The organism is Amycolatopsis albidoflavus (assembly GCF_039525725.1).
Taxonomy (GTDB): domain Bacteria; phylum Actinomycetota; class Actinomycetes; order Mycobacteriales; family Pseudonocardiaceae; genus Amycolatopsis; species Amycolatopsis albidoflava.
On sequence record NZ_BAAAHV010000011.1, the window covers coordinates 323,080 to 350,003 of the forward strand.

Annotated in this window: 27 protein-coding genes and 1 pseudogene; 11 read left to right on the forward strand and 17 right to left on the reverse strand. The window is 69.7% G+C overall.

What is annotated here, in order from left to right:
* The first annotated feature begins 11 nt into the window (after positions 1-11).
* Positions 12-1,178 carry an ROK family protein gene (locus ABD156_RS16120; RefSeq protein ID WP_344273180.1) on the forward strand — a complete coding sequence of 389 codons (1,167 nt, stop codon included), beginning with the start codon at positions 12-14 and terminating at the stop codon, positions 1,176-1,178.
* Here ABD156_RS16120 and ABD156_RS16125 read toward each other — a convergent pair.
* The 4 genes from ABD156_RS16125 to ABD156_RS16140 form a co-directional block, all read right to left on the reverse strand.
* Positions 1,175-1,663 (reverse strand): beta-class carbonic anhydrase, encoded by a 489-nt coding sequence (locus ABD156_RS16125; RefSeq protein ID WP_344273183.1) that lies wholly within the window; start codon positions 1,661-1,663, stop codon positions 1,175-1,177. The genes ABD156_RS16120 and ABD156_RS16125 overlap by 4 nt on opposite strands.
* Before the next feature lie 97 nt (positions 1,664-1,760).
* Positions 1,761-2,498: an adenylyltransferase/cytidyltransferase family protein gene (locus ABD156_RS16130; protein WP_344273186.1), complete on the reverse strand. Its 738-nt coding sequence runs from the start codon at positions 2,496-2,498 to the stop codon at positions 1,761-1,763.
* 79 nt (positions 2,499-2,577) lie between these two features.
* Positions 2,578-4,146, reverse strand: a complete 1,569-nt coding sequence (locus tag ABD156_RS16135; protein ID WP_344273189.1) for a 4-hydroxyphenylacetate 3-hydroxylase family protein — start codon at positions 4,144-4,146, stop codon at positions 2,578-2,580.
* Between the two features lie 23 nt (positions 4,147-4,169).
* A complete protein-coding gene (locus ABD156_RS16140) occupies positions 4,170-4,733 on the reverse strand; it encodes a flavin reductase family protein (RefSeq protein WP_344273192.1) in 564 nt (187 codons plus the stop codon).
* 128 nt (positions 4,734-4,861) lie between these two features.
* Between ABD156_RS16140 and ABD156_RS16145 the strand changes: the two genes are divergently transcribed.
* Entirely contained in the window at positions 4,862-5,671 is an 810-nt protein-coding gene (locus ABD156_RS16145) for an IclR family transcriptional regulator domain-containing protein (protein ID WP_377926387.1), read from the forward strand.
* 12 nt (positions 5,672-5,683) lie between these two features.
* Here the strand turns inward: ABD156_RS16145 and ABD156_RS16150 are convergent, their stop codons facing one another.
* Genes ABD156_RS16150 through ABD156_RS16165 form a run of 4 tightly spaced genes read right to left on the reverse strand, consistent with a single transcriptional unit; the run spans position 5,684 to position 10,371 of the window.
* Positions 5,684-6,904 (reverse strand): amidohydrolase family protein, encoded by a 1,221-nt coding sequence (locus tag ABD156_RS16150; protein ID WP_344273196.1) that lies wholly within the window; start codon positions 6,902-6,904, stop codon positions 5,684-5,686.
* 46 nt (positions 6,905-6,950) lie between these two features.
* Positions 6,951-8,540: an ABC transporter permease gene (locus tag ABD156_RS16155; RefSeq protein ID WP_344273199.1), complete on the reverse strand. Its 1,590-nt coding sequence runs from the start codon at positions 8,538-8,540 to the stop codon at positions 6,951-6,953.
* Positions 8,541-9,353, reverse strand: coding sequence for an ABC transporter ATP-binding protein (locus tag ABD156_RS16160; RefSeq protein ID WP_344273202.1), 813 nt, complete (start codon positions 9,351-9,353; stop codon positions 8,541-8,543).
* Positions 9,354-9,357: 4 nt separating this feature from the next.
* Complete coding sequence (locus ABD156_RS16165; protein WP_344273205.1) at positions 9,358-10,371, reverse strand: ABC transporter substrate-binding protein; 1,014 nt, start codon at positions 10,369-10,371, stop codon at positions 9,358-9,360.
* A 171-nt stretch (positions 10,372-10,542) separates the two neighbouring features.
* Between ABD156_RS16165 and ABD156_RS16170 the strand changes: the two genes are divergently transcribed.
* Positions 10,543-11,205: a FadR/GntR family transcriptional regulator gene (locus ABD156_RS16170; RefSeq protein WP_344273208.1), complete on the forward strand. Its 663-nt coding sequence runs from the start codon at positions 10,543-10,545 to the stop codon at positions 11,203-11,205.
* A gap of 123 nt (positions 11,206-11,328) precedes the next feature.
* A complete protein-coding gene (locus ABD156_RS16175; protein ID WP_344273211.1) occupies positions 11,329-13,350 on the forward strand; it encodes a hypothetical protein in 2,022 nt (673 codons plus the stop codon).
* A 17-nt stretch (positions 13,351-13,367) separates the two neighbouring features.
* Here ABD156_RS16175 and ABD156_RS16180 read toward each other — a convergent pair.
* The 3 genes and pseudogenes from ABD156_RS16180 to ABD156_RS16190 form a co-directional block, all read right to left on the reverse strand.
* A pseudogene (locus ABD156_RS16180) lies at positions 13,368-14,306 on the reverse strand (M28 family metallopeptidase); the annotation flags it as partial.
* Between the two features lie 108 nt (positions 14,307-14,414).
* Positions 14,415-16,028 (reverse strand): M4 family metallopeptidase, encoded by a 1,614-nt coding sequence (locus ABD156_RS16185; RefSeq protein WP_344273217.1) that lies wholly within the window; start codon positions 16,026-16,028, stop codon positions 14,415-14,417.
* Between the two features lie 519 nt (positions 16,029-16,547).
* Positions 16,548-17,528 (reverse strand): GlxA family transcriptional regulator, encoded by a 981-nt coding sequence (locus ABD156_RS16190; RefSeq protein ID WP_344273220.1) that lies wholly within the window; start codon positions 17,526-17,528, stop codon positions 16,548-16,550.
* A gap of 136 nt (positions 17,529-17,664) precedes the next feature.
* Between ABD156_RS16190 and ABD156_RS16195 the strand changes: the two genes are divergently transcribed.
* Genes ABD156_RS16195 through ABD156_RS16205 form a run of 3 tightly spaced genes read left to right on the forward strand, consistent with a single transcriptional unit; the run spans position 17,665 to position 19,409 of the window.
* Positions 17,665-18,615, forward strand: a complete 951-nt coding sequence (locus ABD156_RS16195; protein WP_344274474.1) for an NADP-dependent oxidoreductase — start codon at positions 17,665-17,667, stop codon at positions 18,613-18,615.
* 7 nt (positions 18,616-18,622) lie between these two features.
* Positions 18,623-18,943, forward strand: coding sequence for an NIPSNAP family protein (locus ABD156_RS16200; RefSeq protein WP_344273223.1), 321 nt, complete (start codon positions 18,623-18,625; stop codon positions 18,941-18,943).
* Positions 18,944-18,968: 25 nt separating this feature from the next.
* The gene (locus ABD156_RS16205; RefSeq protein ID WP_344273226.1) at positions 18,969-19,409 is read left to right on the forward strand and encodes a GlcG/HbpS family heme-binding protein; all 441 of its coding nucleotides are present in this window, start codon (positions 18,969-18,971) and stop codon (positions 19,407-19,409) included.
* 89 nt (positions 19,410-19,498) lie between these two features.
* Here the strand turns inward: ABD156_RS16205 and ABD156_RS16210 are convergent, their stop codons facing one another.
* The 4 genes from ABD156_RS16210 to ABD156_RS16225 form a co-directional block, all read right to left on the reverse strand.
* Positions 19,499-20,620: a glycosyltransferase gene (locus tag ABD156_RS16210; protein WP_344273231.1), complete on the reverse strand. Its 1,122-nt coding sequence runs from the start codon at positions 20,618-20,620 to the stop codon at positions 19,499-19,501.
* 224 nt (positions 20,621-20,844) lie between these two features.
* On the reverse strand, positions 20,845-21,489 hold the full coding sequence (locus tag ABD156_RS16215; RefSeq protein ID WP_344273234.1) for a carbonic anhydrase: 645 nt from the start codon (positions 21,487-21,489) through the stop codon (positions 20,845-20,847).
* 82 nt (positions 21,490-21,571) lie between these two features.
* Positions 21,572-21,736 carry a hypothetical protein gene (locus tag ABD156_RS16220; protein WP_344273237.1) on the reverse strand — a complete coding sequence of 55 codons (165 nt, stop codon included), beginning with the start codon at positions 21,734-21,736 and terminating at the stop codon, positions 21,572-21,574.
* A 149-nt stretch (positions 21,737-21,885) separates the two neighbouring features.
* The gene (locus ABD156_RS16225) at positions 21,886-22,194 is read right to left on the reverse strand and encodes a hypothetical protein (protein ID WP_344273241.1); all 309 of its coding nucleotides are present in this window, start codon (positions 22,192-22,194) and stop codon (positions 21,886-21,888) included.
* Positions 22,195-22,262: 68 nt separating this feature from the next.
* On the opposite strand from ABD156_RS16225, the gene ABD156_RS16230 reads away from it, so the two are divergent.
* The 3 genes from ABD156_RS16230 to ABD156_RS16240 all read left to right on the forward strand — a co-directional run bounded on the left by ABD156_RS16230 (position 22,263) and on the right by ABD156_RS16240 (position 24,224).
* Positions 22,263-22,910, forward strand: coding sequence for a hypothetical protein (locus ABD156_RS16230; RefSeq protein ID WP_344273243.1), 648 nt, complete (start codon positions 22,263-22,265; stop codon positions 22,908-22,910).
* Between the two features lie 170 nt (positions 22,911-23,080).
* The gene (locus ABD156_RS16235) at positions 23,081-23,506 is read left to right on the forward strand and encodes a hypothetical protein (protein WP_344273246.1); all 426 of its coding nucleotides are present in this window, start codon (positions 23,081-23,083) and stop codon (positions 23,504-23,506) included.
* A gap of 235 nt (positions 23,507-23,741) precedes the next feature.
* On the forward strand, positions 23,742-24,224 hold the full coding sequence (locus ABD156_RS16240; RefSeq protein WP_344273249.1) for a hypothetical protein: 483 nt from the start codon (positions 23,742-23,744) through the stop codon (positions 24,222-24,224).
* 3 nt (positions 24,225-24,227) lie between these two features.
* On the opposite strand, the gene ABD156_RS16245 is transcribed toward ABD156_RS16240, so the two are convergent.
* Complete coding sequence (locus ABD156_RS16245; RefSeq protein ID WP_344273252.1) at positions 24,228-24,629, reverse strand: nuclear transport factor 2 family protein; 402 nt, start codon at positions 24,627-24,629, stop codon at positions 24,228-24,230.
* Positions 24,630-24,667: 38 nt separating this feature from the next.
* Here ABD156_RS16245 and ABD156_RS16250 point away from each other — a divergent pair, with 38 nt between their 5' ends.
* Entirely contained in the window at positions 24,668-25,558 is an 891-nt protein-coding gene (locus ABD156_RS16250; protein ID WP_344273255.1) for an AraC family transcriptional regulator, read from the forward strand.
* 11 nt (positions 25,559-25,569) lie between these two features.
* Here the strand turns inward: ABD156_RS16250 and ABD156_RS16255 are convergent, their stop codons facing one another.
* A complete protein-coding gene (locus tag ABD156_RS16255) occupies positions 25,570-26,760 on the reverse strand; it encodes an epoxide hydrolase family protein (RefSeq protein WP_344273258.1) in 1,191 nt (396 codons plus the stop codon).
* Positions 26,761-26,924 lie beyond the last annotated feature (164 nt).

A 26,924-nucleotide genomic window follows, 5' to 3' on the forward strand; every position in this document is an offset into this window, starting at 1 on the left:
GGAGCTGATCGATGACGACGGGTGTTCTCGCGCGCGACCACGGCATCACCTCGGCCGCGGCGGTGCTCCGGACCGTGCTCGCGCACGGCCCGCTGGCCCGCGACGCGATCGCGGAACTGACCGGAATCAGCCCGGCCGGGATCAGCAGGCAGTGCGCGAGCCTCGCCGCCCTCGGCCTCCTCGCCACGCGCCCGGCGGCCCAGCCACCGGACCGCCGGGCCGGGCGGCCTCGGACCGAACTCGACATCGCCGCCGACCGGCACGTGGTGTTCGGCGTGCACATCGCGCACCACTTCGCCACCCTCGCCGCACTGGACCTGCGCGGCCGCGTCCTCGCCTCGGAACAGGTGCCGCATCCTGGCGGCGAACCCGAGCGGATCCTTGTCGGGACGGCGGCGCGGCTCCGGGAATTCCGGCAGCACCATCAGAAAGGCCGCGTCCCGGTGGGGCTCGGCGTGGCCAGCGGCGGCTGGGTCGACCCGGACGCCGGCGTGCTCGTCGAGCATTCCTCGCTCGGCTGGTACGACGTGCCGGCCGGGCCGATCCTGGCGGAACTGTCCGGCCTGCCCACCCGGGTCGACGGGCACGCCCGCGCGCTGGCCTCGGCGGAGGCCATGTTCGGCGCTGCCCGAGGCGGCGGTTCGCTGGTGCACTTGTTCGTCGGCAACGTGGTCGACGCCGCGATCGTCTCCGGCGGACGGCTGTATCGCGGCCCGGGCTCGGCGGCGGGCACCGTCGCGCACCTTCCGCTCGGCTCGCCGGGCACGCGCTGCGCTTGCGGACGGTCCGGTTGTTTCGAGGCGGATGCCGCCGAATGGGCGGTCACCGCTCGCGCCGGGCGAGCGTCCATCGCGGAGGCGGTCGAGGCAGCCGGGGCCGGAGATCCGGTCGCGCTCGACGTCCTGCTCGGCCGGGCCCGCACGATCGGCCGGGCGGCGGCGCTGTTGTTCGACGTGGTCAATCCCGAGGTATTGGTGGTCGCCGAGCCGGGGATCGCGGATCTGCCTGCCTGCCGGGCCGCCGTGCGCGCGGAGGTCTCGGCGCGGTCCCGGGGACGCGTCGACGCGGCGAGCCGAGTGCTCCCGACGAGTTTTCCCGGCCGGGACCTGCTCGGCGTCGCCGCCGGGGCGGTGCAACTGGACGCGCTCTACACCGACCCGCACGCGTTTCTCGCCTAGCGGACTTCGGCGAGTTTCCCGGTCGCGACGTCGAAAACGAAGCCGCGGACCGAATCCTGGTGCGGAATGAAAGGACTCGTCCGGATTCGCGCGAGCGACTGGCGGACGTCCTCCTCGACGTCGGTGAAAGCCTCGGCGGCCCAAGCGGGTTTGATGCCGGTCTCGCGCCGGATCGAGTTCCGGAACTCATCGTCGCCGAAAGTGAGCATGCCGCAGTCGGTGTGGTGGATCAGGATGATTTCGGTGGTGCCGAGCAGCCGCTGGCTGATGGCGAGAGAACGGATCTCGTCCTCGGTGACGACGCCGCCCGCGTTGCGGATGACGTGCGCGTCGCCCTCCTCGAGACCGAGAACCCCGTAGACGTTGAGGCGGGCGTCCATGCAAGCGAGCACCGCGACGTGCTTGGCGGGCGGCAGGGGGAGCGGCCCGGTGAAATTCGCGGCGTACGCGGCGTTGTTGGCCAGAAGCTCGTCGGTGACGGACATGATGATCCTTCCGCGAGAAGGGTGGACGGGCCGAGTGGACCGCTCCTCGCATCCGGGCGCAATCGTGTCCACCACCTGGGCGGACCCGGCCGCGAGTTCACCTCGTGCCGACGAGATCCACCGCGGTCGGGCCGTCCGGCAAATCCGCGATCAGCAGACCGGCTTCCACCGCGACAGTCCGCTCTCCGTACGGGGTGTGAGCCCAGTATTTCCCCGGCGGCGGCAGCAACGTGGTGCACGGCGTGAAGATTTCCCCTTCGACAGTCCCGTGCACCCGGTGCGGACGGCCGAGAACCGCCGCGGCACCAACAAGATCGCCCGTCGTGACCAGGGTGCGGACCAGCGTCGAAGAACAACCGGGAAGCAGGTCGACGGCGTGCGCGGTGAAACCGCAGGCAGGCCCGAGCTTCCGCAACAGGGCGGTGTCCCCGGCTCCGCGGTGGCCGAACCGGAAGTTGCTGCCCGTGACCACAGCGGTGGCGTGAAGGGTGCGCATCAGGACCTCCGCGACGAAATCCTCGGCCGACGTCCGCGCGAGGCATTCGGTGAAGGAGAGGACCAGGACCTCGTCGGCGCCGTGGCTCCGCGCCAGCTCGGCGCGATGTTCCAGCGTCGCCACCGGCCTGGTGTCGCGCGGTCGTCCGGCGATCGTCGCCGGGTGCGGATCGAAGGTCGTGAGGACCACCGGCGCGCCGCGCTCCCGGCCTAGGCGTACAGCGTTCTCCAGAACGCGCTGATGACCGCGGTGCAAGCCGTCGAAAACGCCGAGCGCGACGACGGACCGGCCCCAGCCGCCGGGCACGCCGGTGGTGCCGTGCCAGAAAACAGTGCTCACGCGAACCTCCCGCGCTGGTGCCGAGGTGGGAACCGCGGCGCCCCCGGGGAACGCGGAGGCGCCGCGGCGGATCAGGCGGTCAGCCCCGCTTCTTGAGGAACGAGACGTCGTCGTTGCCGATGAGGTCCGGCACGGTCCAGCCGTCGAGGTCGTATTCGGACAGGCACTGCTCGGCCAGGCCCTTCATCGACTCGGTGGTGCCCTGGGCCTCGGCGGCGAACAGCAGCTCCGCCTTCACGTTCTCGTGGTTGCCGGAGTAGTTGCGCTCGTAGAGTTCGTGCCGTCCGCCGAATTCCGAGCCGACCGCGTCCCACAGCGCCTTCATCACCTTGACCCGGTCCACCGCCTCGTAGCCGTTGGAACCGCGCACGTACTTGTCCAGGTACGGCCGCACCTCGGGGGTTTTGAAGTCGACCGAATGCGAGTTCAGGTAGATCAGGCCGCTGGCCACGTCGGATTCGATGATCTCCTTGATCCGCGGGTAGGCCTGGATCATCAGCATCCGGTAGGTCAGGCCGTAGTCGAGTTTGGGCAGCAGGGTCCCGTTGGTCCACTCGTCCGGATTGCGCGCCATCGCGTCGGCGAGCGCGAAGAACGTGTTGCGCCATCCGACGACTTCGCCGACGCGGGTCTGCACGCCGCGGAAGTCCTTGCTGCCGGTGATTTCCAGCGCCTTTAGCAGCAGCCCGGCGATGAAGTCGATCTTCGTGGCGAGCCGGATGCAGCCGTGGAAGGTGAAGCGCGGGATGAAGCCGGAGACCGGGAAGAACCCGTTGATCTTCTCGATGTCGCCGTAGAGGAACACGTTCTCCCACGGCACGAGCACCTTGTCGAATACGAAGATGGTGTCGTTCTCGTCCATCCGGGAGGACAGCGGGTAGTCGAACGGGCTGCCCATCACCGCGGCCTGCTGGGTGTAGGAGGTGCGGCAGATCAGCTTCACGCCCGGCGCGTCCATCGGCACCGTGCAGATGAGCGCGAACTCCTTCTTCTTGATCGGCAGCCCGTAGTGGGCGATGAAGTTGTAGTTCGTGATGGCCGAACCGGTCGCGACGACCTTCGCCCCGGAGACGATCAGGCCGGCGTCGGTCTCCTTCTCGACCTTCATGAACACGTCGCCGACCTCGTCCGGCGGCAGGTTCCGGTCGACTGGCGGGTTGATGATCGCGTGGTTCCAGTACAGGACCTTCTCCTGCGACTCCTTGTACCAGCGTTTGGCGTTGTCCTCGAACGGCGCGTAGAAGTCGGAGTTCGCGCCGAGCGTGCCGAGGAAGCTGGCTTTGTAGTCCGGGCTGCGGCCCATCCAGCCGTACGTCATCCGCGACCAGGTTTCGATCGCGCGCCGGTCGGCGAGCAGGTCGTCGACGGTGTGCGGGCTGCGGAAGAACGGATGCGTGACGCCGCCGTTGCCGGTGTCGGTCGGCACGGTCAGCGCGTCGCGGGTGTCGGGGGAGTGCAGCGCGTCGTACAGCCGGGCGGTCATCCGGACCGGGTTGCGGAAGGCGGGGTGCGTCGTGACGTCTTTGACGCGCTCGCCGTAGATCCACACCTCGCGTCCGTCCTGAATGGACTGGATGTACTCGTCGCCGGTCATCGGCGCGGAAGCGGTGGGGGCGGCGGCCGCCGAGCGGTCCTGCTGGATGGTCATCGCGATGTCCTTTCGGATGAGGGTCAAGCCGCGTGCGGGCGCAGCGGGGTGAACGTGGTCGAGGCGCCGAACCAGCCGGCCTCGGGGCAGTCGAGCGAGCCGCCCCAGTGGGTGCCGGTCTCGCGGGGGCCGAGTTCGCGGAACGCGCCGGCGTAGAACAGCAGCGGCTGCCGGTCTTCGACGGCGATGTCGACGACTTCGCCGACCACGATCAGGTGGTCGCCGCCGTCGTAGGTGCGCCACGGGCGGCAGGAGTACACCGCGGCGGAGCCGACCAGGACCGGCGCGACCGGCCCTTCGGCCCACTCCGGCCCGGGATCGGCCGGGCGTCCGGCGAAGTGCCAGGCGGTGTCTGCCTGGTCCGCGCCGAGCACGTTGACGGCGAACGCGGCGCCGTCGAGGTAGCCGCAGGCCTTCGATCGCCGGGTCAGCGTGACCTGGCACAACGCGGGTTCGAGCGAGACCGCGGTGAACGCGTTGACCGTGGCCCCGTGCGGGGTCCCCTGGTCGCTGCGGCAGGTCACCACGGTGACCCCGGTGGCGAACCGGCCGAACGCGTCGCGCAGTTCGCGGGACGGAACCGTCATCTCGCACCTCCTCGTGCGATGTACGCTATGCGTACGAAGTGAACGCTATGCGTGCAGTGAGAGGAAGGATGCATCAGGAGGCGGCGGAGGTCAAGGCCGTGCCCGGAGCGGGTGAAATACTGCGGAGCGTGACGGCAGCCGGAAACGAGCGCGACTTCGTGCAGAGCCTGGAGCGCGGGTTCGCCGTGCTCCTCGCCTTCGACGAGGAGCGCACCAACCCCACGCTCACCGAACTGGCGACGGCGACGAACCTGTCCCGCCCGGCGGTCCGCCGCCTGCTGCTGACCCTGCAGCGGATGGGCTACGTGACCAGCGACGGACCTCGCTGGTCGCTCACCCCGCGCGTGTTGACGATCGGCCAGCACTACACGGCGACGCGGGCGATGATCGACCTGGCGCATCCGCACCTGCTGCGGCTGGCCGAGGCGACGGGGGAGTCCGCGTCGCTGGCCGAATTCGACGCCAACGAGGCGGTGTACGTCGCGCGGGTGCCGGTGCGGCGGATCATGAGCATCAACGTCGCGGTCGGCACCCGGCTGCCCGCGCACGCGACCTCGATGGGCCGGGTGCTGCTGGCGTGGGCGGGGCCGGAACGGATCACCCGCTACCTGGAGGAGGTGCCGCTGCGGTCGTACACCGCGCGCACCGTCACCGATCCGGCGAAGCTGCGGCTCGAACTCTCCGCGGTGCGCGACGCCGGTCTGTCCGTTGTGGACGGAGAGCTGGAGGAGGGCCTGCTGTCCGCGTCGGCCCCGGTGCGCGACCGGACCGGGGCGGTCGTCGCGGCGCTCGCCTCGTCGACGACCACCGGGCGGTTCGCCCCGGAGCGGCTGCGCGCGGAAACCGTCCCGGTGCTGCTCGAAACCGCGGCGGCGATCAGCACGGACCTCGGGTACGACCCGAGGCCCGCGCCGGTGAAGCGGGACGGCTTCTACTGATTTGCCGGTGGGTTACCCGATCAGCGAAGGGCTTTGCGTGAGCGCCCCGTCGCGCGCGACGATCTTTCCCCGCTTCATCACCAGGCTGCGCGGAGGCGGAAGAACCACAAGCTCGCCGAGCGCTTCGCCTGGCAGCACCAGAAGATCGGCGACATCGCCCGCGGCGAGATCAGCCTTCTCGTAACCGAAAGCAGCCCGCCCCCGCTGGGAAGTCATCGACAGCGCGAACTCCAGATCCTCGTCGCGCCGGAAGTACGACTTGTACGACAGCATCATCGCCCGCGCGAGAATGTCTCCGTCGCCCCAGGGCGACCAGCGGCTCCGGGACGAATCCGAACCGAGGCACATCGGGACCCCGAACTCGGCCAGCCGCCGCACGTCCGGCACCGGCAGGAGGCCGTGCACGCCGACGGCGACGGCGATTCCCGCGTCGGCCAGGACGCGGCTGGTTTCGGCGAGCTGGTCCGGCGTCGGCCAGGGCTCGGCGAGGCAGAAGACGTCGCACAGGGACACTTTCCCCTGCAGCCCCAGCGCTTTCGTGCGTTCGGCGATCTGCTTGATCAGCCACCGGCCGAGTTCGCCGGTCTCGTGCAGGTGGAAATCCACCGCGACGCCGTACTTGCCCGCCAGTCCGAAAATAGTGTCGAGGGAGGCTTTGGCGTCGCCGTCGATTCCGGCCGGGTCGACTCCGGCCACCCCGTCGATGCCGAGCTTCAGTGCCTCGTCGAGGAAATCGGCGGTTCCGGGATGGCTGAGGACGCCGATCTGCCCGAACGCGATGATCTCCAGGTCGACCTGCTCGGCGAAGGCGGCGCGCACTTCGAGCATCCCGTGCACGCCCTCGAGGCCGATTTCCGGTGCGACATTGGCGAAAGTGCGCACGTTGGTCGACCCGTGGCGGATGCATTCGGCGAGGAACCGGCCGCCGCGCAGTGCGCTGGGCGTCGTAGTTTCCCGCCAGTCCTGCAGGGTGTCGGCGAACATCTGCTCCATCGTGATGGCCTCCGACGTGCGCCGGACCCACGGCTCGCCCCACAGGCTCATGTCCAGGTGGGCGTGCCCGTCCACGAAACCAGGGAGGACGATCTGGCCTGCCAGGTCGAGACGTTCTTCTCCCGGCTCCGCGGGCGGCGGTACGGCGAGGACCTTTGCGATCCGTCCGTCTTCGATCACCAGCGTCTGTGCCTCCGGGGCTCCGTTGAGCCGCCCGTTCGTCAGCACGGTGCGTGGCATTGCTTCTCCTCTCTGCCCGCGTCGGGGGACGCGGGGTCAGCGGGATTCAGGAGCGGCGGGCGGCCAGCCTGGCCTCCGCCGCGGCGGCGAGGTGGTACGCCGCGAGCGAGGTCAGCAGGATCAGGAAGACCGCGCCCCAGATGAAGTCGTAGTCGTAGACGGCGGCCGCCACGGTGAGCGTCGCGCCCAGTCCGCTGCCGGTGGACAGCCATTCGGCGACCATCGCGGCGCCGATCGAAACGGGAATCGCGATCTTGACCGACGCGAGAAGCCCGGGCAGCGCGTACGGGATCCGCAACCGCAGGATCGTTTGCCAGCGCGGTGCTCCGGCGGAGCGCAGGATGTCTTCGGCCGCGGCGGGGATCGCCCGCATGGCGAGCAGGATGTTGACGACGGTCGGGAAGAAGGTCATCACCGCGATGAGCACGGTGACCGCCACCAGTCCCCGGCCGAAAACCAGGGCGAGCAACGGGATGATCGCGAGCATCGGAATGGAGCGCAGCGCGACCGACACGCCGAGGACAGCGCTCTCGATCGCCTTGAACTCGAAGGCGGCGATCGCGACGAGCACCGCGAGTGCCACTCCCGAGAACAGGCCGAGCCCGGTGTCGCCGAGCGTCCGGAGCAGCTGGCCGAGCATGTACGGAAGCGCCTGGGCTGACTTGGCGTCCGTGGTGCCGAGCGAGGTTTGGCCGTGGAGCAGGTACGGGATGACGCGGTCCGGGGCTGGCGCGATCGAGGACGCGCCCGGCAGCAGGATCGCCATGCCCCACCAAGCGGCGAGGATGACGGCGAGGGTGCTCACCAGGCTGAGCACGCCGCGGAGCAGTCGCCGGGCCGCGCTCGGTTTCGGCGCGGCGCGTTCGGCCGCGCCGAGGGTCGTCTCGACCGAGCGCAACGCGGGGACCAGCAGTTTCGCGATCAGCGGGATCGCGGCGTAACACACCGCGGCGAGCAGTGACGTGACGACGAGCAGACCCCAGAGCCGGGCCACCTGGAACGCGCCCTGCGCCTGGATCATCGCGACGCCGAGTCCGTGGTCGGCGCCGAGGTACTCGCCGATGATCGCGCCGAGCAGCGCGCTCGGTGCGGCGATCTGCAGTCCGCCGACCAGATGCGGCAGCGCGGCGGGGATCCGGGCGCGGCGCAGCACGGTCCATTCGCTGCCGCCGGCGGCGCGGATGACGTCGACCGAACCGGCTCCGACCGACCGCAGTCCTAAGAGGACGGACGCGACGGTCAGGAACACCACGGACTGGGCGGCCAGGATCACGCTCGGCGTCCCGGAGGAGAACAGGATCGACAGAATCGGCGCGACGGCGACCAGGGGCAACGCGATCGCGGTGACCGCGAACCGTTCCAGCATCCGTTGCAGGATCCGGTACCGGGACGTCAGCAGGGCGGCGGCGATCGCGAGGACGTTGCCCCACAAGAACCCTTGCGCCGCTTCGCTCATCGTCGCGGCGATGTTGGGACCGTAGAAGCCGCGGTCGCTCCACATCTGCCGGACGAGTTCGGCCGGTGACGGAACGACGCTGGCGTACGGTCCGGACAGTGAGATCAGTTGCCACAGCGCGATGATGGCGACAGCGGCGAGGGCGGCACCGCCGTATCTGCGGATCGTGCGCCGGGGCATTCAGCTGCCCGCCGGGTTCTCGAACAGCACCGCCGACAATTCGTCGCACAGCTCGTGGAACTTCGGTTCGCGCAGCGTCGCGGCGGTGCGCGGCCGGGGGAGATCGATGGTGACGACCTTGGAGATAGTGCCGGGTCGCGGGCTCATCACCACGACGGTGTCGCACAGCAGCACCGCCTCGGAAATGCTGTGCGTGACCAGGACAGTCGTGGTGCCGCGGTCCAGCCACATCCGCTGCAATTCGAAATTCAGCCGCTGCCGGGTGAGATCGTCGAGCGCGCCGAACGGCTCGTCGAGCAGCAGCAGGCTCGGGTGGTTGATGAGCGCGCGGGCGAGTGCGGCTCGTTGCCGCATGCCGCCGGAAAGCCGAGACGGCCGTGATTTCCCGAAGCCGGACAGGCCGACCAGGTCGATGAGTTCGGCGACGTCGTGCGGATCCGGCGTTCGCCGGGAGACCTGCAGCGGCAGGGTGATGTTCGCTTCGACGCTGCGCCAGGGGAGCAGGCCCGCGTCCTGGAAGGCGACCCCGATCCCGTGCTGTGAACGGAGTTCCCGCGGAGCGGCGCCGTTGACGGAGATCGTGCCGGACGTCGGTGTGTCGAGATCGGCCAGCATGCGCAGCACGGTGGATTTGCCGCAGCCGGACGGGCCGATGATCCCGACGAACGCGCCCTTCGGCGCGGTCAGCGAGAACTCCCGGACCGCTTCGACGTGCTGTTTGCCGTCGTGGAAGGTCTTCGTCACGCCGGACAGGTCGAGGCCGCCCTGGTCGTCCTTGTCCGGACGGCCGGGAAGGGTCTGTGCGGCGGCCATGGCGTCAGAAGAGTTCATTGGTGAACAAGGAGGGCGAAGTCTTGACACCGACGATGTTCTGCAGCGCGTTGACGGTGTCCTTGATCAACGCGTCCGACATGGTGAGCACGGGCCCGCCCGCTGCGGCCTGCATGAACGGCTTCATCGCTTCGAGCGTCTTGACCTGCGAAGTCGCCGTCAGGCCAAGGGATTTGCCGTACTTGGTCACGGTCGTTTGCGCGGCAGCGGCCGGATTGTCCAGTGCGTCCTGCCATCCCTGTTGGCTCGCCGCGACGACTTTCTTCAGCAGCGCCGCCTTGTCCGGATCCTTCAGCGCGGCACCGGTCGTCACCAGGACGTCCTGCATCCGGTTGAAGCCGTAGTCCGCCAGCAGCATGGTGTGCGTCTGGGTGCCCTTCTCGCCGAGCGTCACCGGCTGGTTGGTCGCGATGCCCCACAGCGCGTCGATCTCGCCGGCGACCAGGGGAGCGGGGTCGAAACTGATCGGCACGAGCGTGACTTTCGCCGGGTCGACGCCGTTCTTCCGGAGGAACGCCAGCGCGGTGTTCTTGCCGGACAGCGTGATGCCGAGCTTCTTGCCGACGATGTCGCCCGGCGTCTTGACCGGTGCTTTGGCGAGCGAGACCCAGCATTCGGGGCTGCGCTGGAACTGCGCGCCGACGATCTTCAGGTCGTTGCCGCGCTGCGCGGCGTTCGCGACGTTCTCCGGGACCGGCTCGACCGCGAGCAGCGCCTTGCCGGTGAGGACGATCGGTTCCGGGCTGGTCGTCGGGCCGCCCGGGAGGATCTTCGGGGTCAAGCCGTTCTTCGCGAAGTGCCCGTTCTCGGCGGCCATGAAGAAGCCGGAGTACTCGGCGTCCGGGACCCAGCCGAGTTGAAGGCTGAAGTCCTGGCTGCCTGAGCTGCCGCCGCCGCAAGCACTCAGCAGCGAGGAGGCGCCGACGAGGAGTGCGCCGTTTCCGGCCAGTCTGAGCGCGTCGCGCCGGCTGATCCCGGCGCGGGGGAGGTTGTCGTCCACGCTTGCTCCTCTGCCTGCAGTGGTCGGGTGCCGTGGAGGAAGGCTAAGCTCAAATCCGGACAGAGGCAATACCGGTAATACCAGTTTGCTCCGCCGGTCGCGGACGGCCGGCGCGGCCTAAGCTGCCGTGGCGGGGGACCCTCCGGCACGACAGGGGAGAAGGAGGAGGCGGTGGCCTTCAGTACGCAGCGCGCGCGGGTGGCGGACGAGCTTTTCCGGGGCATCCGGCACGGCCGGTACCCGGGCGGGAGCAAGCTGCCGTCGGAACGGAGGCTGGCGCTGGAATTCGAGGTCTCGCGTCCGGTGGTCCGGGAGGCGCTGGGGATGCTGAGCTCGCTGGGCCTGGTGGAGATCCAGGTCGGCCGGGGCGCGTTCGTGACCGAAAAGGACGTCGCGGCGCAGTCGCAGGAGGTGCAGCGGTCGCTGACCGACATCGACTTGGTGCGGGAAGTCCTGGAAGTCGGAGCGCTGCAGCTGGCCCGGCGGCGCGGCGTCTCCGCCGAGGGGCAAGCGACCGTGCGCGAGGCGCTGGACCGGCTGGAGAAGACTGTTGAGGCGGGGCAGGAACTCAGCGAGTCCGACCACGCGCTGCACCGGGCTTTGGTGCAGGCGACGGGATCCGAGTCGCTGATCCGGCTGTGGGACGAGCACACCGCGGAGATCGACCAGATCGTGCAGATCGATCCCAAGGGGCACGTGATGGATCGGGACGATCTGGAACGGCATCGCTTGCTGGCAGGCGGAATGCTGGGCGGGGAGGTCGACGCGGCGGTCGAGGTGTGCCAGTTTTTGCATGAGGCGTACCGGGATTTCCTTCGCCGGTTGCTGGGCTGAGCGCGGGATTCCGTTCTCTTCTCGATGTTTTCCGGCGGATGACGGAGAACTGACCACATCGGACTCTCCGCCGGAAGATCGCCGCCGCCGAAATTGTCGGACCCCGCCGCTACCTTTCTCGGCATGACGCTTCTGGAGTTCTGCGAGGACGACGAGTACTCGCCCGACTACGGCACCATCGTGCTTCGAGACGTGTACCGCGACAAGACTTTGCCCGCGCTGGACAACAAACTGCTCGGCGAGCACGGGACACAGACAGTGTCCGGCACAGTCGCGACCGCGGGCGACGGCTGGCTGCACGCCACGGCCGACCACTTCTGTCAGGCAATCCGCTGCGAAGCGCACGACGGGCCACCAGAAGTGCGACTCGGCGACTGGGAGGACATCGTCGAATCGCCCTTTCACAGCCGTTCGGGGACCGCTGGCCTGGGATGGTTGACCGGCGGGAGCCTCAGCCAGGAACTGAGTCTGGGAGCGAAAGGGTTCTACCGCGTCCGGATGTGCCGGAAACCGGCGGAAGCCGGGGAAGAGGGCGACGTCTGGCTGTTCCAGTTCTGGCCGCGTGAGGTCCTGGAAGCGCCGCGGTGGCTTAAACGCACGCGTCCGGCGATTCACCGGGAGGAGCCGGGCTGGCGGGAAGTACTCGGGTACGAGGTGATCGAAGTGTCGTGGTACTTCACGCTCGTCGGCATGCTTCGCCCGGACGGCTGGCTGGACGAACCCTTGACCGGCGAGCAGCCGTCGGAAAGTGTGTGTGCCCAGTTAGGCGTCGACCCGCCGCGCACGCGCCGGGACGGGATTCCGTTGCTGGTCGCCGCTGGGTTGCTGGTGGAGGACGGCAAGGGCGGATACGAGGCGGGAAAGCCGCGGCGGGCCACGGAGGTGCTCGACCTCCCGGACGAACAGGCGAAGCGGATAGACGCCGCCGCGGTCCGGGCCGTCTACGTCTGGCTCGCGGCCGATCTTGTCAACGTCGCCGCGTGGTCGAATCCGGCGCACGTAAGGGATTTGGCCGAGTTGCTCGCTGTGCCGGAGGAAACGATCGAGCCCTTGCTCGCGTATGCGGTCAGCGACAAGCTGATCCACCGGGAAGACGGTGCGATTACCGCGCTTCCTCCTCGACCGCAGCCGACCAGGCCGGTACGCATGCGGGTCAAGACCGTGCGCAGAGACGAACCCGCGACCGTGGCCGGTTCGCCGCCGAAAGCGGGTTTCGTCTCCGGCGACGGCACGGTTGTCGTGTGGCGCGCGGGCGAACCGGTGGTTCTCGGCCGGGTCGAGAGCGAATACCGCTACCGCGCGTTCGAGACGCTGGCAGGCATTTACGTTGCCGGTTCCGGAGAACAAGGACAGCTGATCGACTGGACCGGTGCTGCCATCGAAGTGCCGGTGGACTTGGGAATACTGCCGGTCCGCAGCGTCGACGGACGGTACTTGGCGGGTGTGCAAACACATGTTGGCCGGCAGACCTGGGACCAGGTGCACGTGTTCGACGTGGCCGCCAAGGAAGTGTGGAGCCTGCCGAAATCAGAGAAGCTGACCCGCAGCGTCCTGGGCATTCACGACGGCTCGGTCTATTTCACCACCACGTCGGGATACCAGACGCGCACCGCTTCCCGCTGGACGCCAGGCCAGGAACCGGTCGACCTCGCCTCGTCTCTGCATCAGCTCGACCCGCTTTCCGGCGCTCAAGTGCGCGAAGAAGCCGGAGCGGCGACAGTGTTCACCGCGTCGGGGGAGCGGCGGGAGCTGCCGGAACCCCATCGCTGGCGCTTCGTGCCGGGCGGCGCGCTGATGCATTCGTCCGGTTACGAGCCGCCCGCGGTCGAGGTGCTCGACCTGGACGCGGGGACAACCGCCGAATATCCGCTCCCCGAGGGCTGCGACGCGAGCGGTGGCCCGTCGACCTCGCCGATCTGGGAAACCCCGGACACACTGGTCTTTTCCCAACCGAACCGCGGGTCGACCCGCCGCGTCGTCCGGTGGCATCTGGAGCGGAACGCGTTCGAGCATTTCGACCTGCCCGAGACGGCGGGATACCGCCCGTTCCTGATCGAACCGATTCTCGCCGGGCAGCCGGACGCTCCGGGCCGCCGCCCTGGTGGCGACGACCCGGAGCAGCTGTCCGATCAGGTTCAGCGATGAGCCGTCGCAACGGGAGCGGCGGCAGCCAGCTTCCATACCGCGTACCCGATCGCGTCGGAGTTCTTCTCCAGCGGCGTGTCCGGGATGTTCGCCGTCGTGTCGCAGGCGCGGTGGTAGCAGTTGTCGAACGGTGCGCCCGCCGTGCCGCCCCACTTGTCGGCCTGTTCGTAGCTCTTGATGTCGCCGGCTCCGGTCGCGAGGCCGCCGACCGGGATGCCCGCGCGCTTGAACGACGCGTGGTCGGACCGGCCGTCGCCCTCGGTGTCTCCTTCCGTCTCGATGCCGATGGAAGCGAAGTACTCGTCGAAGACGGCCTTGACCGAAGCGACGTCGTCGTAGACGAAGTAGCCCCAGTTCTTCGAGCCGATCATGTCGAAGTTGAGATAGGTCTTGATCTTCGCGCGCTCGGCGGCCGACAGCGTGCTCACGTAGTACCGCGAGCCGACCATGCCGGATTCCTCGTCGGCCCACCACGCGAAGCGCACGCGTTTGGCCATCGCCGGGTTGGTGCGGGCCAGCGTCAGCGCGACCTCGAGGATCGACGCGCTGCCGGAACCGTTGTCGTTGATGCCGGGACCGGCGCTCACCGAGTCGAGGTGCGCGCCGAGCATGAGGAGCTGGTTCGCGTCGCCCTGCGGCCATTCGGCGATCAGGTTCTGCGACTGGCCGGTGCAGCTCGTGCACGTCTGCCGTTTCGTCGTGTAGCCCGCGTTCTTGAGCAGGTTCTCCACATAGGACACCGAGGCCGCGTAACCGCCGCCGCGCGGCGAACGCGTGCCGCCGTTGTTGCGGGCGATGGTCTGCAGCTGGTTGAGATGCGTCTTGATGTTGGCGAGCGAGATGTCCGGCGCGGCGAGCGTCGAGGCGGGCGCGGCGGTGGCCGCGGGCACGCTGACGACGCCCAGCACGGCCACCAGGGCGGTGACCCCGGCGCCGAGTCTTGTCTTCCACTTCATGACGATGCGTTCCTTCGGTTGGGGGAGCGGGGATTTCGGGGACGGGGACTGCCTGATGCGCGGCCGGGTCCCGCCGGTCGGCGGGGAGCGGGACCCGGCCGCGTCAGGTCAGCGCACGGGCCGCGCCGTGCAGGTCGGCTCGCCGGAGACGGCGGGCACGGAGACGGCGTTCCAGGCTGCCTTGGTGGCGTTGAACTCGGTGCAGCTGCCCGGGTAGAGCGCGATCGCGGCCTCCAGCGTCGCCTTGCGGGCGGCCCGGTGGTTCCACGACGAGGTCTTCTTCAGCAGGCCGTTGTAGAAGATCTTGGCGGCCTTCTGGATGCCGACCCCGGTGACGCTGCTGTTGTTGCACGTGGGGCTGGCCGGCTTGCCGCCGCCCGGGTTCGAGCCCTCGGCGAGCAGGTAGAACCAGTGGTTCTGCGGACCGGCCGCGGCGTGCACCTCGGTGCTGGGGATCGACGACGAATAGCAGTTCGGGTCGCCGACCTTCGACGGGTTGTACATGTAGCGGATCGGGCCCTGGCCGACCAGGTTGACGCCTTCGCCGACCTCGTAGTCCGGACGGTCCTTCGCGTTGTTCGCGTACGCCTCGGTCATCGCCCCGAAGATGTCGCCGGTCGACTCGTTCAAGCCGCCGTTCTCGTTGCCGGAACCCGCGCCGCCCGGGGTGGTCTGGAAGATGCCGTGCCCGAACTCGTGGCCCACGACGTCCATCGAGGTGGCCTGGCGCCGGTTGTCCTGCGAGTGGCCGAAGTGCGTCGAAGAGCCGTCCCAGTAGGCGTTGACGTCGTTCAGGCCGACGGACGCCGGGTAGCCCCGGCCGGTGCCGCTGATGCCGTTGCGGCCCAGCCAGTCCTTCAGCATCTTCCACTCGGTCTGGACGCTGAAGAGGGCGTCGACGCAGCCGGTTTCGAGGTTCGTGCCCGAGCCGTTGCCCCAGCTGTTGTCCGGTCCGCTGTAGACAGACCCGCCCTCGCGGCCGCAGCTGAGGCCGGGGCGGCCGGGGTCGCGCAGGGAGTAGGTGGAGCCGGACTGCGTCGTGTCGAGGGAGACGGTGCCGACGTAGTAGCTGTTGCCGGTGCCCGCGGCGTTCACCGCGTTCGACTGCGGCTGGGACTTGGCCCCGGAGCTGAAGGTCTTGATGTCGTCCCGCTTGTCGAGCACCGCGCCGGTGACGGCGTCGACGAACACGTGCAGCTTGCTCGGTGCCATGGCGGTGCGCCCGGAGACGACTACCTCGTAGGCCAGCTTCGGATTCGTCCCGGCCAGCACCACCTTCTCCGGCGTGCTCACACTGTCCACAGTGGGCAGTTGAGCGCGCGCGGCGGAAACTGCCTTGGCGGCGTCGAGAACGGCTTGCGTCCCCACGGAGATGGGCGCGGTTTCCGCGGCGCTGGTGCCGCGGACGTTCCCGGCCCCGTCTGCGACGACGACCGCGTCCCCGCCCACGACCCGCAGGCCCTGGTAGGTGCGCTCGTAGGCGCCGTAGAAGAGTCCGGCGTCGCCCGCGGTCAGGCCGACGCGCCGGAACGCCTCCGCCGGACCGCGGCTGAGCGCGGCGAGCCCGGAGGCGACCGCCTGGTCAGCGGCGCGAGCGGCGGCCGCGTCCGGGGACGCGGGCTGCGCTTCCGAGGCCGCGCTGGCCGGGGCCGTCGGCAGTACGAGCGTCATTGCGAGCCCGGCGGCAGCCGCCAGGCCCGTCGTGAATCCGCGATGGGGCATCGAGGTCTTCCTTCCATGAAGGCAGGACGATGGGTGCGGGGAGAGGGAACGCGCCCGGCCGCTTACGGTGGGTATGCGGCCGAGCACAGTCGAGTAAAGGATCGGCGCATCGGGGCGTCAATGCTCCAAACGGACCAACGGAATGTTCCGGATTCGCCGGTCAATTGGTATATGCCTTGCCGGTGCTGGGATTCTCGGTGCGTTCGGCGCCGGGCCGACTTTCGTAGGGAATGTCCCGGGTGCCGTACGAATGTCGGAAAAGTTCGCGCGGAAACGGCCGGCTGTTCCGGCTTCCTGCTTCACTGCCTGGGACGACGGCGACGTTGCGAGCTTTCTTGCGCACCAGTGCGGCCAGGTCGCGTCGCCCGGGCGTCGACGAGGGGTGAGCCTCGGGGTCGTGACCCGCCCGGGCGAACTCGCGCGTGCGATGCGCTACGCCGACGCCTCGGCGAGGTCCGGGGTTATGACTTCAGCGGCCGCCGTTTTCAACGGGGTTCTTCGAGGATGGGTGACTGGATTTCACTGTGCTGCCAACGGCTCCGGCACGTGATGGGCGCGACGGTAAGCGAGAGGTGACATGCCCAGATTGGTGTAGAAGTGCTTGCGCAGGGCGACCGGATCGCCGAAACCGCAGGCGGTCGCGATCCGCGCGACGGGAAGGTCGGTCGATTCCAGCAGCAGCCGGGCGTGCGCGAGCCGTTGCTGCGCCAGCCATTTCAGCGGGCTGCTGCCGACCTCGCCGCGGAAGCGCCGGGTGAAGGTGCGGGCGCTCATGTGCGCGTGCTGGGCCATTTCGTCGAGCGTGATCGGCTCGGCGAGGCGGTCCAGCGCCCATTGCCGGGTCGCGGAAGTGGAACGGTCGGTGTCCTGCGGTACCGGGTGCTCGATGAACTGCGCCTGCCCGCCTTCGCGCCACGGCGCGACGACGCAGCGTCGCGCGGCCGCTGAGGCCACCGCGGTTCCGTGGTCGCGGCGGACCAGGTGCAGGCAGAGGTCAATGCCTGCCGCTCCGCCCGCGGAGGTCAGGATGCGCCCGTTGTCGACGAACAACACGTCCGGATCGACGGCGACGTCGGGGAAAAGCCGTGCCAGGGCGTCGCACAGCGCCCAGTGCGTGGTGGCTCGCCGGCCGTCGAGCAGTCCGGCGGCCGCGAGCAGGAAGGCCGACGTGCACAGGCTGACGACGCGGGTCCGCGGTCCGATCCGGGCCAGGGCGGCGGCGACTTCCGACGGGAGTTCTCCGGTCTTGAGGAGGTGTTCGCTGGGCTCCTGCGTGGCGAGCACGACGGTGTCCGCGGTCTCCAGTGCCGACTCGTCGTGCTCGACGACGAGCCGGTAGTCCTCGTGCGTGCGCACCGGTTTCCCGCCGAGCGAACAGGTGGTGACGGAGTACAGCCGGGTGCCGTCCGGTTCGCAGGCCTCGTTGAACACCCGCGCCGGGATGCCCAGATCGAGCGGCAGGACTCCGTCGAGGGCAAGCACGACTACGCGATGGGGCATGGCTGGAATAGTACGATAGGTGTCTGCCCGGCCACTCACTCCTGGTCGCGAGCGCGCGCCACGCTGGTCTCGCGCCGCACTCCCGGCGCAGGACCAGAGTGGGACGGGAATGAGCGAGAACACCATGAGCGAGCACATGCGGGCAGTCACGATCCGGGAATTCGGCGGGCCGGAGGCGCTGGCCGTCGAGCAGGTCGGGCGGCCGGTGCCGTTGCCGACGGAGGTGCTGGTGCGCGTGCGCGCCGCCGGGATCAACCCGGTGGACTGGAAGACCCGCGAGGGACAGGGAATGGCGGGGATGCAGACGTTCCCGCTGGTACTGGGCTGGGACGTGTCCGGCGTCGTCGAGGAGGTCGGCTTCGGCGTCACGACGCTCGCGAAGGGCGACGAGGTCTACGCCATGCCGTGGTTCCCGCGCGCGGCGGGCGGTTATGCCGAGTACGTCACGGCACCGGCCCGTCAGTGGGCCCGCAAACCGGCCAGCATCGACCATGTGCACGCGGCCGCCGTGCCGCTGGCGGCGCTGACCGCCTGGCAGGCGTTGGTCGACACCGCTGACGTACAGGCTGGCCAGCGCGTCCTGATCACGGCCGCCGCCGGCGGGGTGGGGCACTTCGCGGTCCAGTTCGCACGGCACCTCGGTGCCCACGTGATCGCCACCGCCAGCGCCGCCCGGCATCCGTGGCTCAAGGAACTCGGTGCCGACGAGACCATCGACTACACCACCACCCGTTTCGAGGAAGCCGTCGCCGACGTGGACGTCGTCATCGACCTGGTCGGCGATGCGCAGGACCAGACCAGCACCCGTTCGCTCCAGGTCTTGCGTCCTGGTGGCCTGCTGGTCGCCGTCCCGGCCGGTGTCTCGCCGGAACTGGCCCAGTCGGCCAGAGCGGCCGACGTGCGCGTCACGCCATTCCTGGTCGAGCCGGACGGGGCCGCGCTGACCGCGATCGCGGGCCTGATCGACGCCGGCGAGGTCGTTGTCGAGGTGGAGGAAACCTTCCCGCTCGAGCAGGCAGCCGTCGCTCATGCCCGCGGCGAGGCGGGCCGCACTCGCGGCAAGCTCGTTCTCGAAGTGACGGAGTGACCCGGCCGTGTACTACGAAATCCGCCATTACCAGGCCCGGCCCGGACGCCGCGCGGAGTGGGTGCGCTACATGGAAGACGTGGTCATCCCGTTCCAGGCCTCGCTGGGCATGGACGTGACGGCGTCCTTTGTGGACGCCGAGCACGAGGACGGCTACGTCTGGATGCGCCGTTTCGAGGACGAGGCGCAGAGCGAGGCGCTTTACCAGGCCGTGTACCAGCACGACCGCTGGAAGAACGAGATCGGCCCGGCGGTCCGGGAGTTGCTGATCGCGGAGAAGAGCGTCGTCACGCGGGTGGCTCCGACTCCGGCGTCGCCGCTGCGATGAACTGCTTGCCGGGCAAGGAAGTTCGATGAGCACCCTCCGGAAAACGACACCCGTCTCGTCGGTCACCCAGGCCGCTGCCGCCGCGCTCGTCGCCGCGGTGCACGGCGCCGCGGCCCGGATCGGTTTCGCGGCGGCCGTCGCGATCACCGACGCGGGCGGGCACCTGAAGGCCTTCGACCGGGCCGACGACGCGCCGTTCCTCACCGCCGAGGTCGCGTTCGAAAAGGCCTGGACCGCGGCGTCCTTCCGCATCCCGACCCACACGTGGAACGAGTACGTCGCCGACCCGAGGGTCGCTCCGCCGGCCGGGCACCCGCGGATGACGGCGGTGGGCGGTGGCTGTCCGATCGTGGAGAACGGCCAGTGCGTCGGCGGGCTGGGCGTTTCCGGCGGCAGCGACGAGCAGGACCGGGCGGCGGCCGAGGAGGCGCTGGCCGCGGTCGGATTCGAGGTGTCCGGACGCTGACTGACCCGCCGGGTGCCGGACGGCGGGTCCGCGGCTTTGTCGAGACGCGTCCATCAGGAAGGTCGCCGCGGGTGGCAGACAAATCGTTGCTACGGCTGGGCGATCTCGGCGATCACGGCACCAGGATCGGGACGGCCGGCGATCTCGGCGGCGACCTTCCCGGCCTCGCGGCGATAGGCGCTGTTCTCGAGCGCTTCCGTCACCGCGGCGCGAATCCCGGCCGCCGAGTCCACCGTGATCGACGTCCCGGACGCGGCCGCGCGGGCGGCGTTGATCGGCTGGTCGGCGCCCTGCGGCCAGAGCACCATGGGGAGTCCGTGCGCCAGGGCGCCGAGAATGGTGCCGACGCCGCCCGCGCCGACCACCAGATCGGCCCGGTCGAACAACTGGCCCAGCGGCACGAAGGGCACGTACCGCACGCCCGTCGGATCGGCTCGAACCTCTTGGCTCGCGGCGGGATGCCGGAGCGACGCGCCGAGCGTGGCGATCGCGGTGGCCCCGCTGTCGGCGACTGCTGCCACGGCCGTGGCAAGAACGTCCGGGTCGGAGAAGATGGTGCCGAAGGTGACGAGCACCGTCGGCTTGCCGGGGGTGTCGAATTCGGGCAGTTCGAGCGCGGCGTCCTTGGCTCGGCGGTGGGCCTGGGGCCGGACCGGGCGCACCGGGGAGGCGGGGGACCAGTCCGGGTCCTGCAGTTGCGGCGGGCACGGGTCGAGATAGCTCGACGCCGGGACCGATCGGCCGGATCGGGCCGAGGCCGCGCGATCGATCTCGTCGCTGATCGCCGCCGGCAGCGCCGGACCGATTCCGGCGCGGTGCCAGGCGATTCCGAGCCGAGCGGCGACGGCGGGGCCGATGGCGTCGAAAGGTTCGGCGACAACCAGATCAGCACGCCAGTCCGCGGCTTTGCCGATGCTCTCGGAGAGTCCGAGGTCGACCCGCGCTCCGCCGAAGATCTCGCCGATGACCGCGGGCGTCGGATGGAACACGTCGGCTCCGGTGCGCCGGGCCGCTTCCTCGGAGAACTCGCCCGGCATCGCTCCGGCGGCGAGGAATTCGACCTCCGGCGGAAGTTCGTCCGCGACCGAGGCCCGGAATCCGGCGCTCGACAGCAATCCGACGGCGTGCCCCGCGTCGAGCGCCGCTTGCATGAGCGGAACCAGCGGCAGGACGTGGCCGAAAGCGGGGGTCGCGCTGAAGAGGAGTTTCATGGCATCGTTCGTCCTTCGACGCGGCGGCGCCGCAGGGAATTCCGCGCAGCTTTCCTGGTGTCGGAGACGATCTTATGCCGGTCGAAGGACGGCAAGGGGCGAAACCGTTGCGGTGCTGCCTTTCCCGCGCACCGACGCTGCCCGAAAGGCCGTCGCGCGCCGGTCTGTCCACATGGGACTCACGGACGGGCTTCGCCGCCTCGCAGGGCGGCGAAGCCGGTCGCTCAGGCCGGGGAGTTGGCGGCGGGCACGTCGATGCCGTGCGCGGCCACGACTTCGGCGCTGCCGTCGGCCAGGCGGTAGCGCAGGCCGACGACGGCGGCCCGGCCGTCCGCGACCCGGTCGGCGAGCACGCGGGAGCGGTCGAGCAACAGGTCGACGGTGTGCTTGACGTGCTCAGCGAGAATCTCGTGCGGTTCGACCCGGCCCGCCGCCCGCGCGGCGAGGACGCTCGGCGTCACCTTCTCGACGACGTCGCGGACGTAGCCGACCGGCGCGAGCCCGTCCTCCAGCGCCGCCCGGGCCGCGCCGACGGCGCCGCACGAGTCGTGGCCGAGGACGACAACGAGGGGGCAGCTCAGCAGGTCGACGCCGTATTCAATGCTGCCGAGCACCTCGCCGCCGATCACCTGGCCCGCGGTGCGCACGACGAACAGGTCGCCGAGACCGCGGTCGAAGATGATCTCGGCGGCGAGACGGGAGTCGGAACAGCCGAACAGGACCGCGAACGGGTACTGGTTCGGCGCGATCGCCGCGCGCCGGGCCGCGTCCTGGTTCGGGTGTTCCGGGGCGCTGGTGACGAAGCGCTGGTTGCCGGCCATGAGCAGGTCGAACGCTTCCTGCGGAGTCGGCGGTGTCGTGTCGGCCATGGCTTCAGCCTAAGCCGGGAAGGGCCGGTCCGGGTGTTGCGATCGTCTCGCCGCCGGGAGGTTTCGACGCGGGCCGGAGCGGTTAGCGTCCGCGTCCCAGCGCCTCCCGTTTGACGAACCCGACCAGCGCGGTCGCCACGAACAGGACCGCGCCCACCACGATCAGCCAGAACAGGCCCTTGATCACCACCCCGAGCACGATGCACACCAGCCAGATCACCAAAAGCAGACCGAGCAGCGCGAGCATGGGTCCTCCTGACCGTCGCGGGAAATCGCGGTTCACCCGACGGGTACCCCGGCGCGCCCGGGCTATGCGGGCTGCGGCCGGGTTGCGCGCCGACGATCCCGGGACCCCTCCCTCCGGGGCAGCGCACTCTTGCCGCCGACGAGCTCGGCTCAGGAACGGAGTGCACGGTGTCCGGACAGCGACGCGCAACCAGTGCTGCGGCGGAACGGGACGATCGAAGCCGCTTCACGTCGGCGGCGGGTGGGCAGATCATCGGGAGGACTCTTCTGTACCGCCGGGACCGCGGCCGGGTACAGGGTCCCGGCATGGTCGTTGCCGACTGCGTCGACCAAACGGCGGACCGCCGAGGCGGCGTCGTCCGCAGACGCTGACTTGGCCAGATCTCCCGCAGCGGCAGCGGCTTCCGCCGGCCGGTACCACGTCGGTCCGGGCAGTGCGTGCCAATCCCGGGAGTCCATCGCGTCACCGTACTCACGACATCGGCGTTGGCCCCGGCTCCGACCAGCTGATCCGCTATCTTTCGCCAGTGGACATCGAGGTAGTGGAGGGCACCCTGGTCGAGGTGCCGACCAGCGCGGTCACCGGCATGGATCGGCGGGCGTTCGGCGAGTTCGTCGGGCCTCGGGGAGAGCTGGCGTCGTACGCGCTCGGCTGGACCACCGGGGCGGAACCGCACGTCGCCCGGCTTTCGGTCGGGATCGGGGCGGGCAACCCGGGCGGCGGGACCTTCCACGCCGTCATCTTCGACCACGGGGACGGGCACGCGTTCTCCCTGGTCGACGACCCGTTCGAGCGCGTGCCGGAGGGCGGCCCGCACCTGACCGCGGAGCAGGCGCGTGCCCATGGGGACCTGCCGTTCGTCTGGGCGGTGGCCGATCTGGTCATGGAGCGCGACCGGCGGGCCTGGTGGCTGCGGCACTGGCTGCTGGGCACGACCTGCGTCCAGAGCGCCGAGGTGTTCGAGCTCCGCGAGCCGATTCTGCGGGTCCAGCACGGCGGCGACGGCGTCTGGCATCTTCTCGGCGCCTCGGACCTCGACCGCGGCACCGCCAAGACCGGGCATCTGCACCACGCTATCGACGAAGACCCAAGCCTGCTCGACATTCTCGACCTGCCGCCCGGCGGCAGCGCGACCCGAACGAGTGCCGGAAGTCCGTGGGACAGCCGCGGCTAGCGTGCTCCACGACCCGGTGAACAGGGCTGGCGTGATCGACTTTTCTGGCGAATAGTTCATCCCTGGGGCAGTGAAGGCCTTGAGTCCCTTGAGGAAGTGACGTCCGGCGGTGGGCGTTCCCGCCCGTCGCGGGGTGGAATCGGGACACGGCGCAGGGGAGGAGCGGGGCGATGGTCGACGTGGAGCTGACGCATCGCGAATGCGTCCGGCTGCTCCGGTCGCCCGAACGCGGCCGCCGCGGCATCGTCGCGATCGACGGCCTCCAGCCGGTCCCGCGCGTGTGCCTCCTTCTCGACGCGGGCGACGTCCTGATCCCGACCGGGCCGGACAGCGGGCTCGTGCGCGTGGCGGCGATGCGCCCGGTCTCGCTGGAATTCACCGACCTGGACAAGGACGGGCGGCCGCGCTGGACGGTCCGCGGGATCGGCCTCGCGCGGCCGATGACCGGGCTCGACGTTCCGCGTCCGGTGCCGCGCAGCACCGTCCTCGCGGCGATGCCGGACGCGTTCCGCAACGGCGTCCGCGTCGCGGTGGCCCGCTATCGCGGCAACCGGCCCGCGGACGGGGTCGTGATCCCGGCCCCTCGCGAGGGTTGAGCGGGAGCGGCGCTCGATAACCATTCGGCGACACCGTTCCACGGCTCCGCCAGGCGGGTTACGACCGGATAAGATGCGTTTGCCTGAAATCAGTTGTTCATGCGTTTTGTTCACTGCTGGTGTCCGACGCGAACGGCTGAGTGATCAGGGGGGACTGCGAGGCGACCCGGTTGTCGGGGCGCCTCGCAGAAGCGTCATTCAGTCGGAAGGAACCATGAGAACTACTGTCAGGACGTTGAAGTTCGTCGCGATCTGGCTCTTCGGCGCCGGAGCGGTGCTGCTGGGCCTGGGATTCCTCGCCGAGATCACCGCGCCGCCCCACAGCGGTGCCGATATCGGCGGTGCCGCCGCTTTCGCTTTCGGGATGTGCTGCACCGGGTTGGGCCTGGCGGCCGGCGTGGTGGCGGCGGTGACTTGGCGGCGGGTCCCCAAGGACGAGCGGCGTCACGCCGTCCCTCTGCTGCCTTGGGAACACCGTCTCCGCCGCTTGACCGTGGCGGCGGTGATCCTGATCGCTGCAGGGGCCGTCCTGCAGAGCGCGGGAATCATCTGGCTCCTTCAGCAAACCGTGCACTTCGACCGGCTCGGTGCTTATGCGATCTACTTCGTCGGCCTGGGCAGTTCCGTTTTAGGGTTGCTCGCGGGGATTCCCTACGCGGCGTTCTGGCTGTCCTGGCGGAGGACCGCAGCCCATCTCCGGCTCTCGGGCCGCGCGTAGCGGTCAGGCGGGCCGCATCGTCCGCATGGTGCGCTCGACCTCCCAGAAAGCCCGCACGGCGGCGATCTTGCCCGCCTCGTCCACCCGGTAGACGAACACGCCCTCGGCCTCGAGCACCTGTCCGTCGTGCCGGCTGCGGACGTGGCCGGTGAAGGCGACTTCGTGTCCGCAGGCGAAAGAATCGTCGAAGAGGAACTCGATCGACTCGTTGGGTGCGATGGCCTGGTCCCAGAACGCCGAGATGGCGTCGCGGCCCCGGTGCCCGGCGCCTTCCGGGTCGAACTGCGAGGGGCCGACCGGGTCTTCGACCAGAGCGTCCGCGGCGAACAGATCGAGCCACGCCGCTTTGTCCCGCCTCCGGACGGCGGCGTGCAAAGCCTGGGCGGCGGTGCGGGCGGCGGTCATGGAACCTCCTGGTGTCGAGCGTCGATAGCCTGTGAATCATGGTGTTCGACTCCACGCGGCTGGATCTCCAGCCGTATGCCGGTTTCGAAATGGGCCGCTACGTCCGGCGGACGTACTGCAGCTGGGAGGATTCCGGCTGGGAGTCCTTGCTGGTGCAGCGGTTCGAGCACGTCCCGGTGGCCGAGGAGATGGAACTCCCGGCCGCGGCGGATCTGCACCTGGTGCTGCCGACCAGGGGACGCGCGGTGATGGAGACGCGCAGAGGCGGCCGGTGGACGCGCACTCCGTGGACACCGGGGCGCCTCGAGCTGATGCCGCCGGATCAGCCCGCCGTGCGCCGCTATCGGGCGGACGAGGTGCTGAACAGCGTGCAGGTTCACCTTCCGCGGACCACCGTCGACGCGACCGCAGCCCAGCTCGGTGGTGCGGCGGTGGACTTCGCCGCGATGGCCGCGTCGTTGACCGCCGGGGATCCGCTGGTCGAGGAGATCGTCCGAGCCCTCGGCGGCGCGGGCGAGGCCGACGATCTGTACGCCGAGTCCGCGGCGGCGTTCCTGACGATGCAACTGCTCACCCGCCATGCCCGGCTGTCCGCTGGGGCACCGCCGAAGCGGGAGAACCCGCGGGTCCGGACAGTGGTCGCGACGATGCGCGAGCGGCTCGCCGAGCCGATCACCCTCGCCGACCTTGCCGCGGAGGCGCACCTGAGCGTGTACCACCTGGTGCGGGTCTTCAAGGAGGCGACCGGGGCTACGCCGTACCGGTATCTGACCCGGCTGCGGATCGACGAGGCGAAACGGCTGTTGCGCGACACCGATCTGACGATCTCCCAAATCGCCGGACGATGCGGCTTCGCGAACCCGGCGGTGCTGTCGACGGCTTTCCTGCGACACACCGGGATGCGGCCCTCGGTGTACCGCGATTCCTGACCGAGACGGCATCAGGAACCGGTTCGCGCGTGCCGGAACGCTTCCCTGATCTCGGACACCAGCAGGTCCGGCTGCTCCAGACCGGGGAAGTGGCCGCCGCGGTCGAGTTCGTGCCACGAGCGCAGATCGAGGTACCGGCGTTCGGCCCAGTGCCGGACGGTCGGCCACGGGTCGGCCGGGAAAATCGAGCAGGCGGTCGGCACGGTCACCGGTTGCGCGTTCTCCGCTTCCGCGCTGCGCGGCACCCAGCGCATCGCCTCCCAGTACCACCGGGACGACGAGGCGCCGGTGCCGGTCAGCCAGTACAGGGCGATGTTGTCGATCTGCTGCGAAATGCTTACGCCGCCACCGATTTCGGGACGGTTGTCGGAGTAGGCGGCGAATTTCTCGCCCAGCCACGCGGCCAGCCCGGCGGGGGAGTCGACCAGCGAATAACCCAAGGTCTGCGGGCGTGTGCTCATTTGCACGCCGAAGCCGTAGCCGTCGGTCAGGTGCCGGGTGCGCCGGTCGAGGACGCGTTGTTCGGCGGGGCTGGGCGCGAGCAGGTCGTCGGGCATCGGCGAGGCCACCGGCATCGTGAGATGCAGGCCCGCGACGCGCTCGGGCACGATTCGCGCGAGTTCGGTGCTCACGAACGCGCCCCAGTCCCCGCCGTGCGCGCCGAAACGCGGATAGCCGAGCACCGTCATCAACTGTGCCCACGCGCGTGCGGTGCGGCCGGGATCCCAGCCTTGCTCCCGGGGCCGCTCGCTGAACCCGAACCCGGGCAGCGCCGGGATCACCAGGTGGAAGGCGTCGCGCGCGGAACCGCCGTGCGTGACCGGATCGCTCAGCGGCCCGATGACCTTCTCGAATTCGAGGATCGAGCCGGGCCAGCCGTGTGTCAGGAGCAGCGGCAGCGCGCCCGGTTCGGGGGAGCGCACGTGCCAGAACGCGATGCTCAGGCCGTCGAGAACCGCCCGGTAATGGGGGATGGCGTTCCACTGTTCCTGCCGCGCGTGCCAGTCGTGCTCGCGCCAGGCAGTCAGCAGAGTTGCCAGGTGCGCCAGCTGGAGTCCCTGGGCCGTGTCGGGCACGGTCTCGTGTTCGGGCAGCCGGACCCGGTCCAGCCTGGTGCGCAGATCGGCCAGATCCTCTTCGGCGACGCCGATGGCGAAGGGCTCGGGGCGGGGCAGCGGGTCGTCCGCGGAAATATCAGCCACGGAACGAACCGTAGGCCCGGGCGGATCCCGGCTCCAGGTCTGAGATTGCTGTGTGCGAGTCGATAATTGCTCTGCGTCGACGCGTCGTCCCCGTCGGCGGCACACCGGGAGCGCCCGCAGGCGTAAATTATCCCGCTGCCGGAGCAGTCGAAAATAGTGCAAGC

What these genes read in the sequence shown, in the direction of transcription:
- ABD156_RS16120 (WP_344273180.1), top strand. Translation starts at nt 12, where the DNA reads ATGACGACGGGTGTTCTCGCGCGCGACCACGGCATCACCTCGGCCGCG.
- ABD156_RS16125 (WP_344273183.1), bottom strand. Translation starts at nt 1,663, where the DNA reads ATGTCCGTCACCGACGAGCTTCTGGCCAACAACGCCGCGTACGCCGCG.
- ABD156_RS16135 (WP_344273189.1), bottom strand. Translation starts at nt 4,146, where the DNA reads ATGACCATCCAGCAGGACCGCTCGGCGGCCGCCGCCCCCACCGCTTCC.
- ABD156_RS16140 (WP_344273192.1), bottom strand. Translation starts at nt 4,733, where the DNA reads ATGACGGTTCCGTCCCGCGAACTGCGCGACGCGTTCGGCCGGTTCGCC.
- ABD156_RS16150 (WP_344273196.1), bottom strand. Translation starts at nt 6,904, where the DNA reads ATGCCACGCACCGTGCTGACGAACGGGCGGCTCAACGGAGCCCCGGAG.
- ABD156_RS16155 (WP_344273199.1), bottom strand. Translation starts at nt 8,540, where the DNA reads ATGCCCCGGCGCACGATCCGCAGATACGGCGGTGCCGCCCTCGCCGCT.
- ABD156_RS16160 (WP_344273202.1), bottom strand. Translation starts at nt 9,353, where the DNA reads ATGGCCGCCGCACAGACCCTTCCCGGCCGTCCGGACAAGGACGACCAG.
- ABD156_RS16175 (WP_344273211.1), top strand. Translation starts at nt 11,329, where the DNA reads ATGACGCTTCTGGAGTTCTGCGAGGACGACGAGTACTCGCCCGACTAC.
- ABD156_RS16185 (WP_344273217.1), bottom strand. Translation starts at nt 16,028, where the DNA reads ATGCCCCATCGCGGATTCACGACGGGCCTGGCGGCTGCCGCCGGGCTC.
- ABD156_RS16190 (WP_344273220.1), bottom strand. Translation starts at nt 17,528, where the DNA reads ATGCCCCATCGCGTAGTCGTGCTTGCCCTCGACGGAGTCCTGCCGCTC.
- ABD156_RS16195 (WP_344274474.1), top strand. Translation starts at nt 17,665, where the DNA reads ATGCGGGCAGTCACGATCCGGGAATTCGGCGGGCCGGAGGCGCTGGCC.
- ABD156_RS16205 (WP_344273226.1), top strand. Translation starts at nt 18,969, where the DNA reads ATGAGCACCCTCCGGAAAACGACACCCGTCTCGTCGGTCACCCAGGCC.
- ABD156_RS16210 (WP_344273231.1), bottom strand. Translation starts at nt 20,620, where the DNA reads ATGAAACTCCTCTTCAGCGCGACCCCCGCTTTCGGCCACGTCCTGCCG.
- ABD156_RS16215 (WP_344273234.1), bottom strand. Translation starts at nt 21,489, where the DNA reads ATGGCCGACACGACACCGCCGACTCCGCAGGAAGCGTTCGACCTGCTC.
- ABD156_RS16220 (WP_344273237.1), bottom strand. Translation starts at nt 21,736, where the DNA reads ATGCTCGCGCTGCTCGGTCTGCTTTTGGTGATCTGGCTGGTGTGCATC.
- ABD156_RS16225 (WP_344273241.1), bottom strand. Translation starts at nt 22,194, where the DNA reads ATGGACTCCCGGGATTGGCACGCACTGCCCGGACCGACGTGGTACCGG.
- ABD156_RS16235 (WP_344273246.1), top strand. Translation starts at nt 23,081, where the DNA reads ATGGTCGACGTGGAGCTGACGCATCGCGAATGCGTCCGGCTGCTCCGG.
- ABD156_RS16245 (WP_344273252.1), bottom strand. Translation starts at nt 24,629, where the DNA reads ATGACCGCCGCCCGCACCGCCGCCCAGGCTTTGCACGCCGCCGTCCGG.
- ABD156_RS16250 (WP_344273255.1), top strand. Translation starts at nt 24,668, where the DNA reads ATGGTGTTCGACTCCACGCGGCTGGATCTCCAGCCGTATGCCGGTTTC.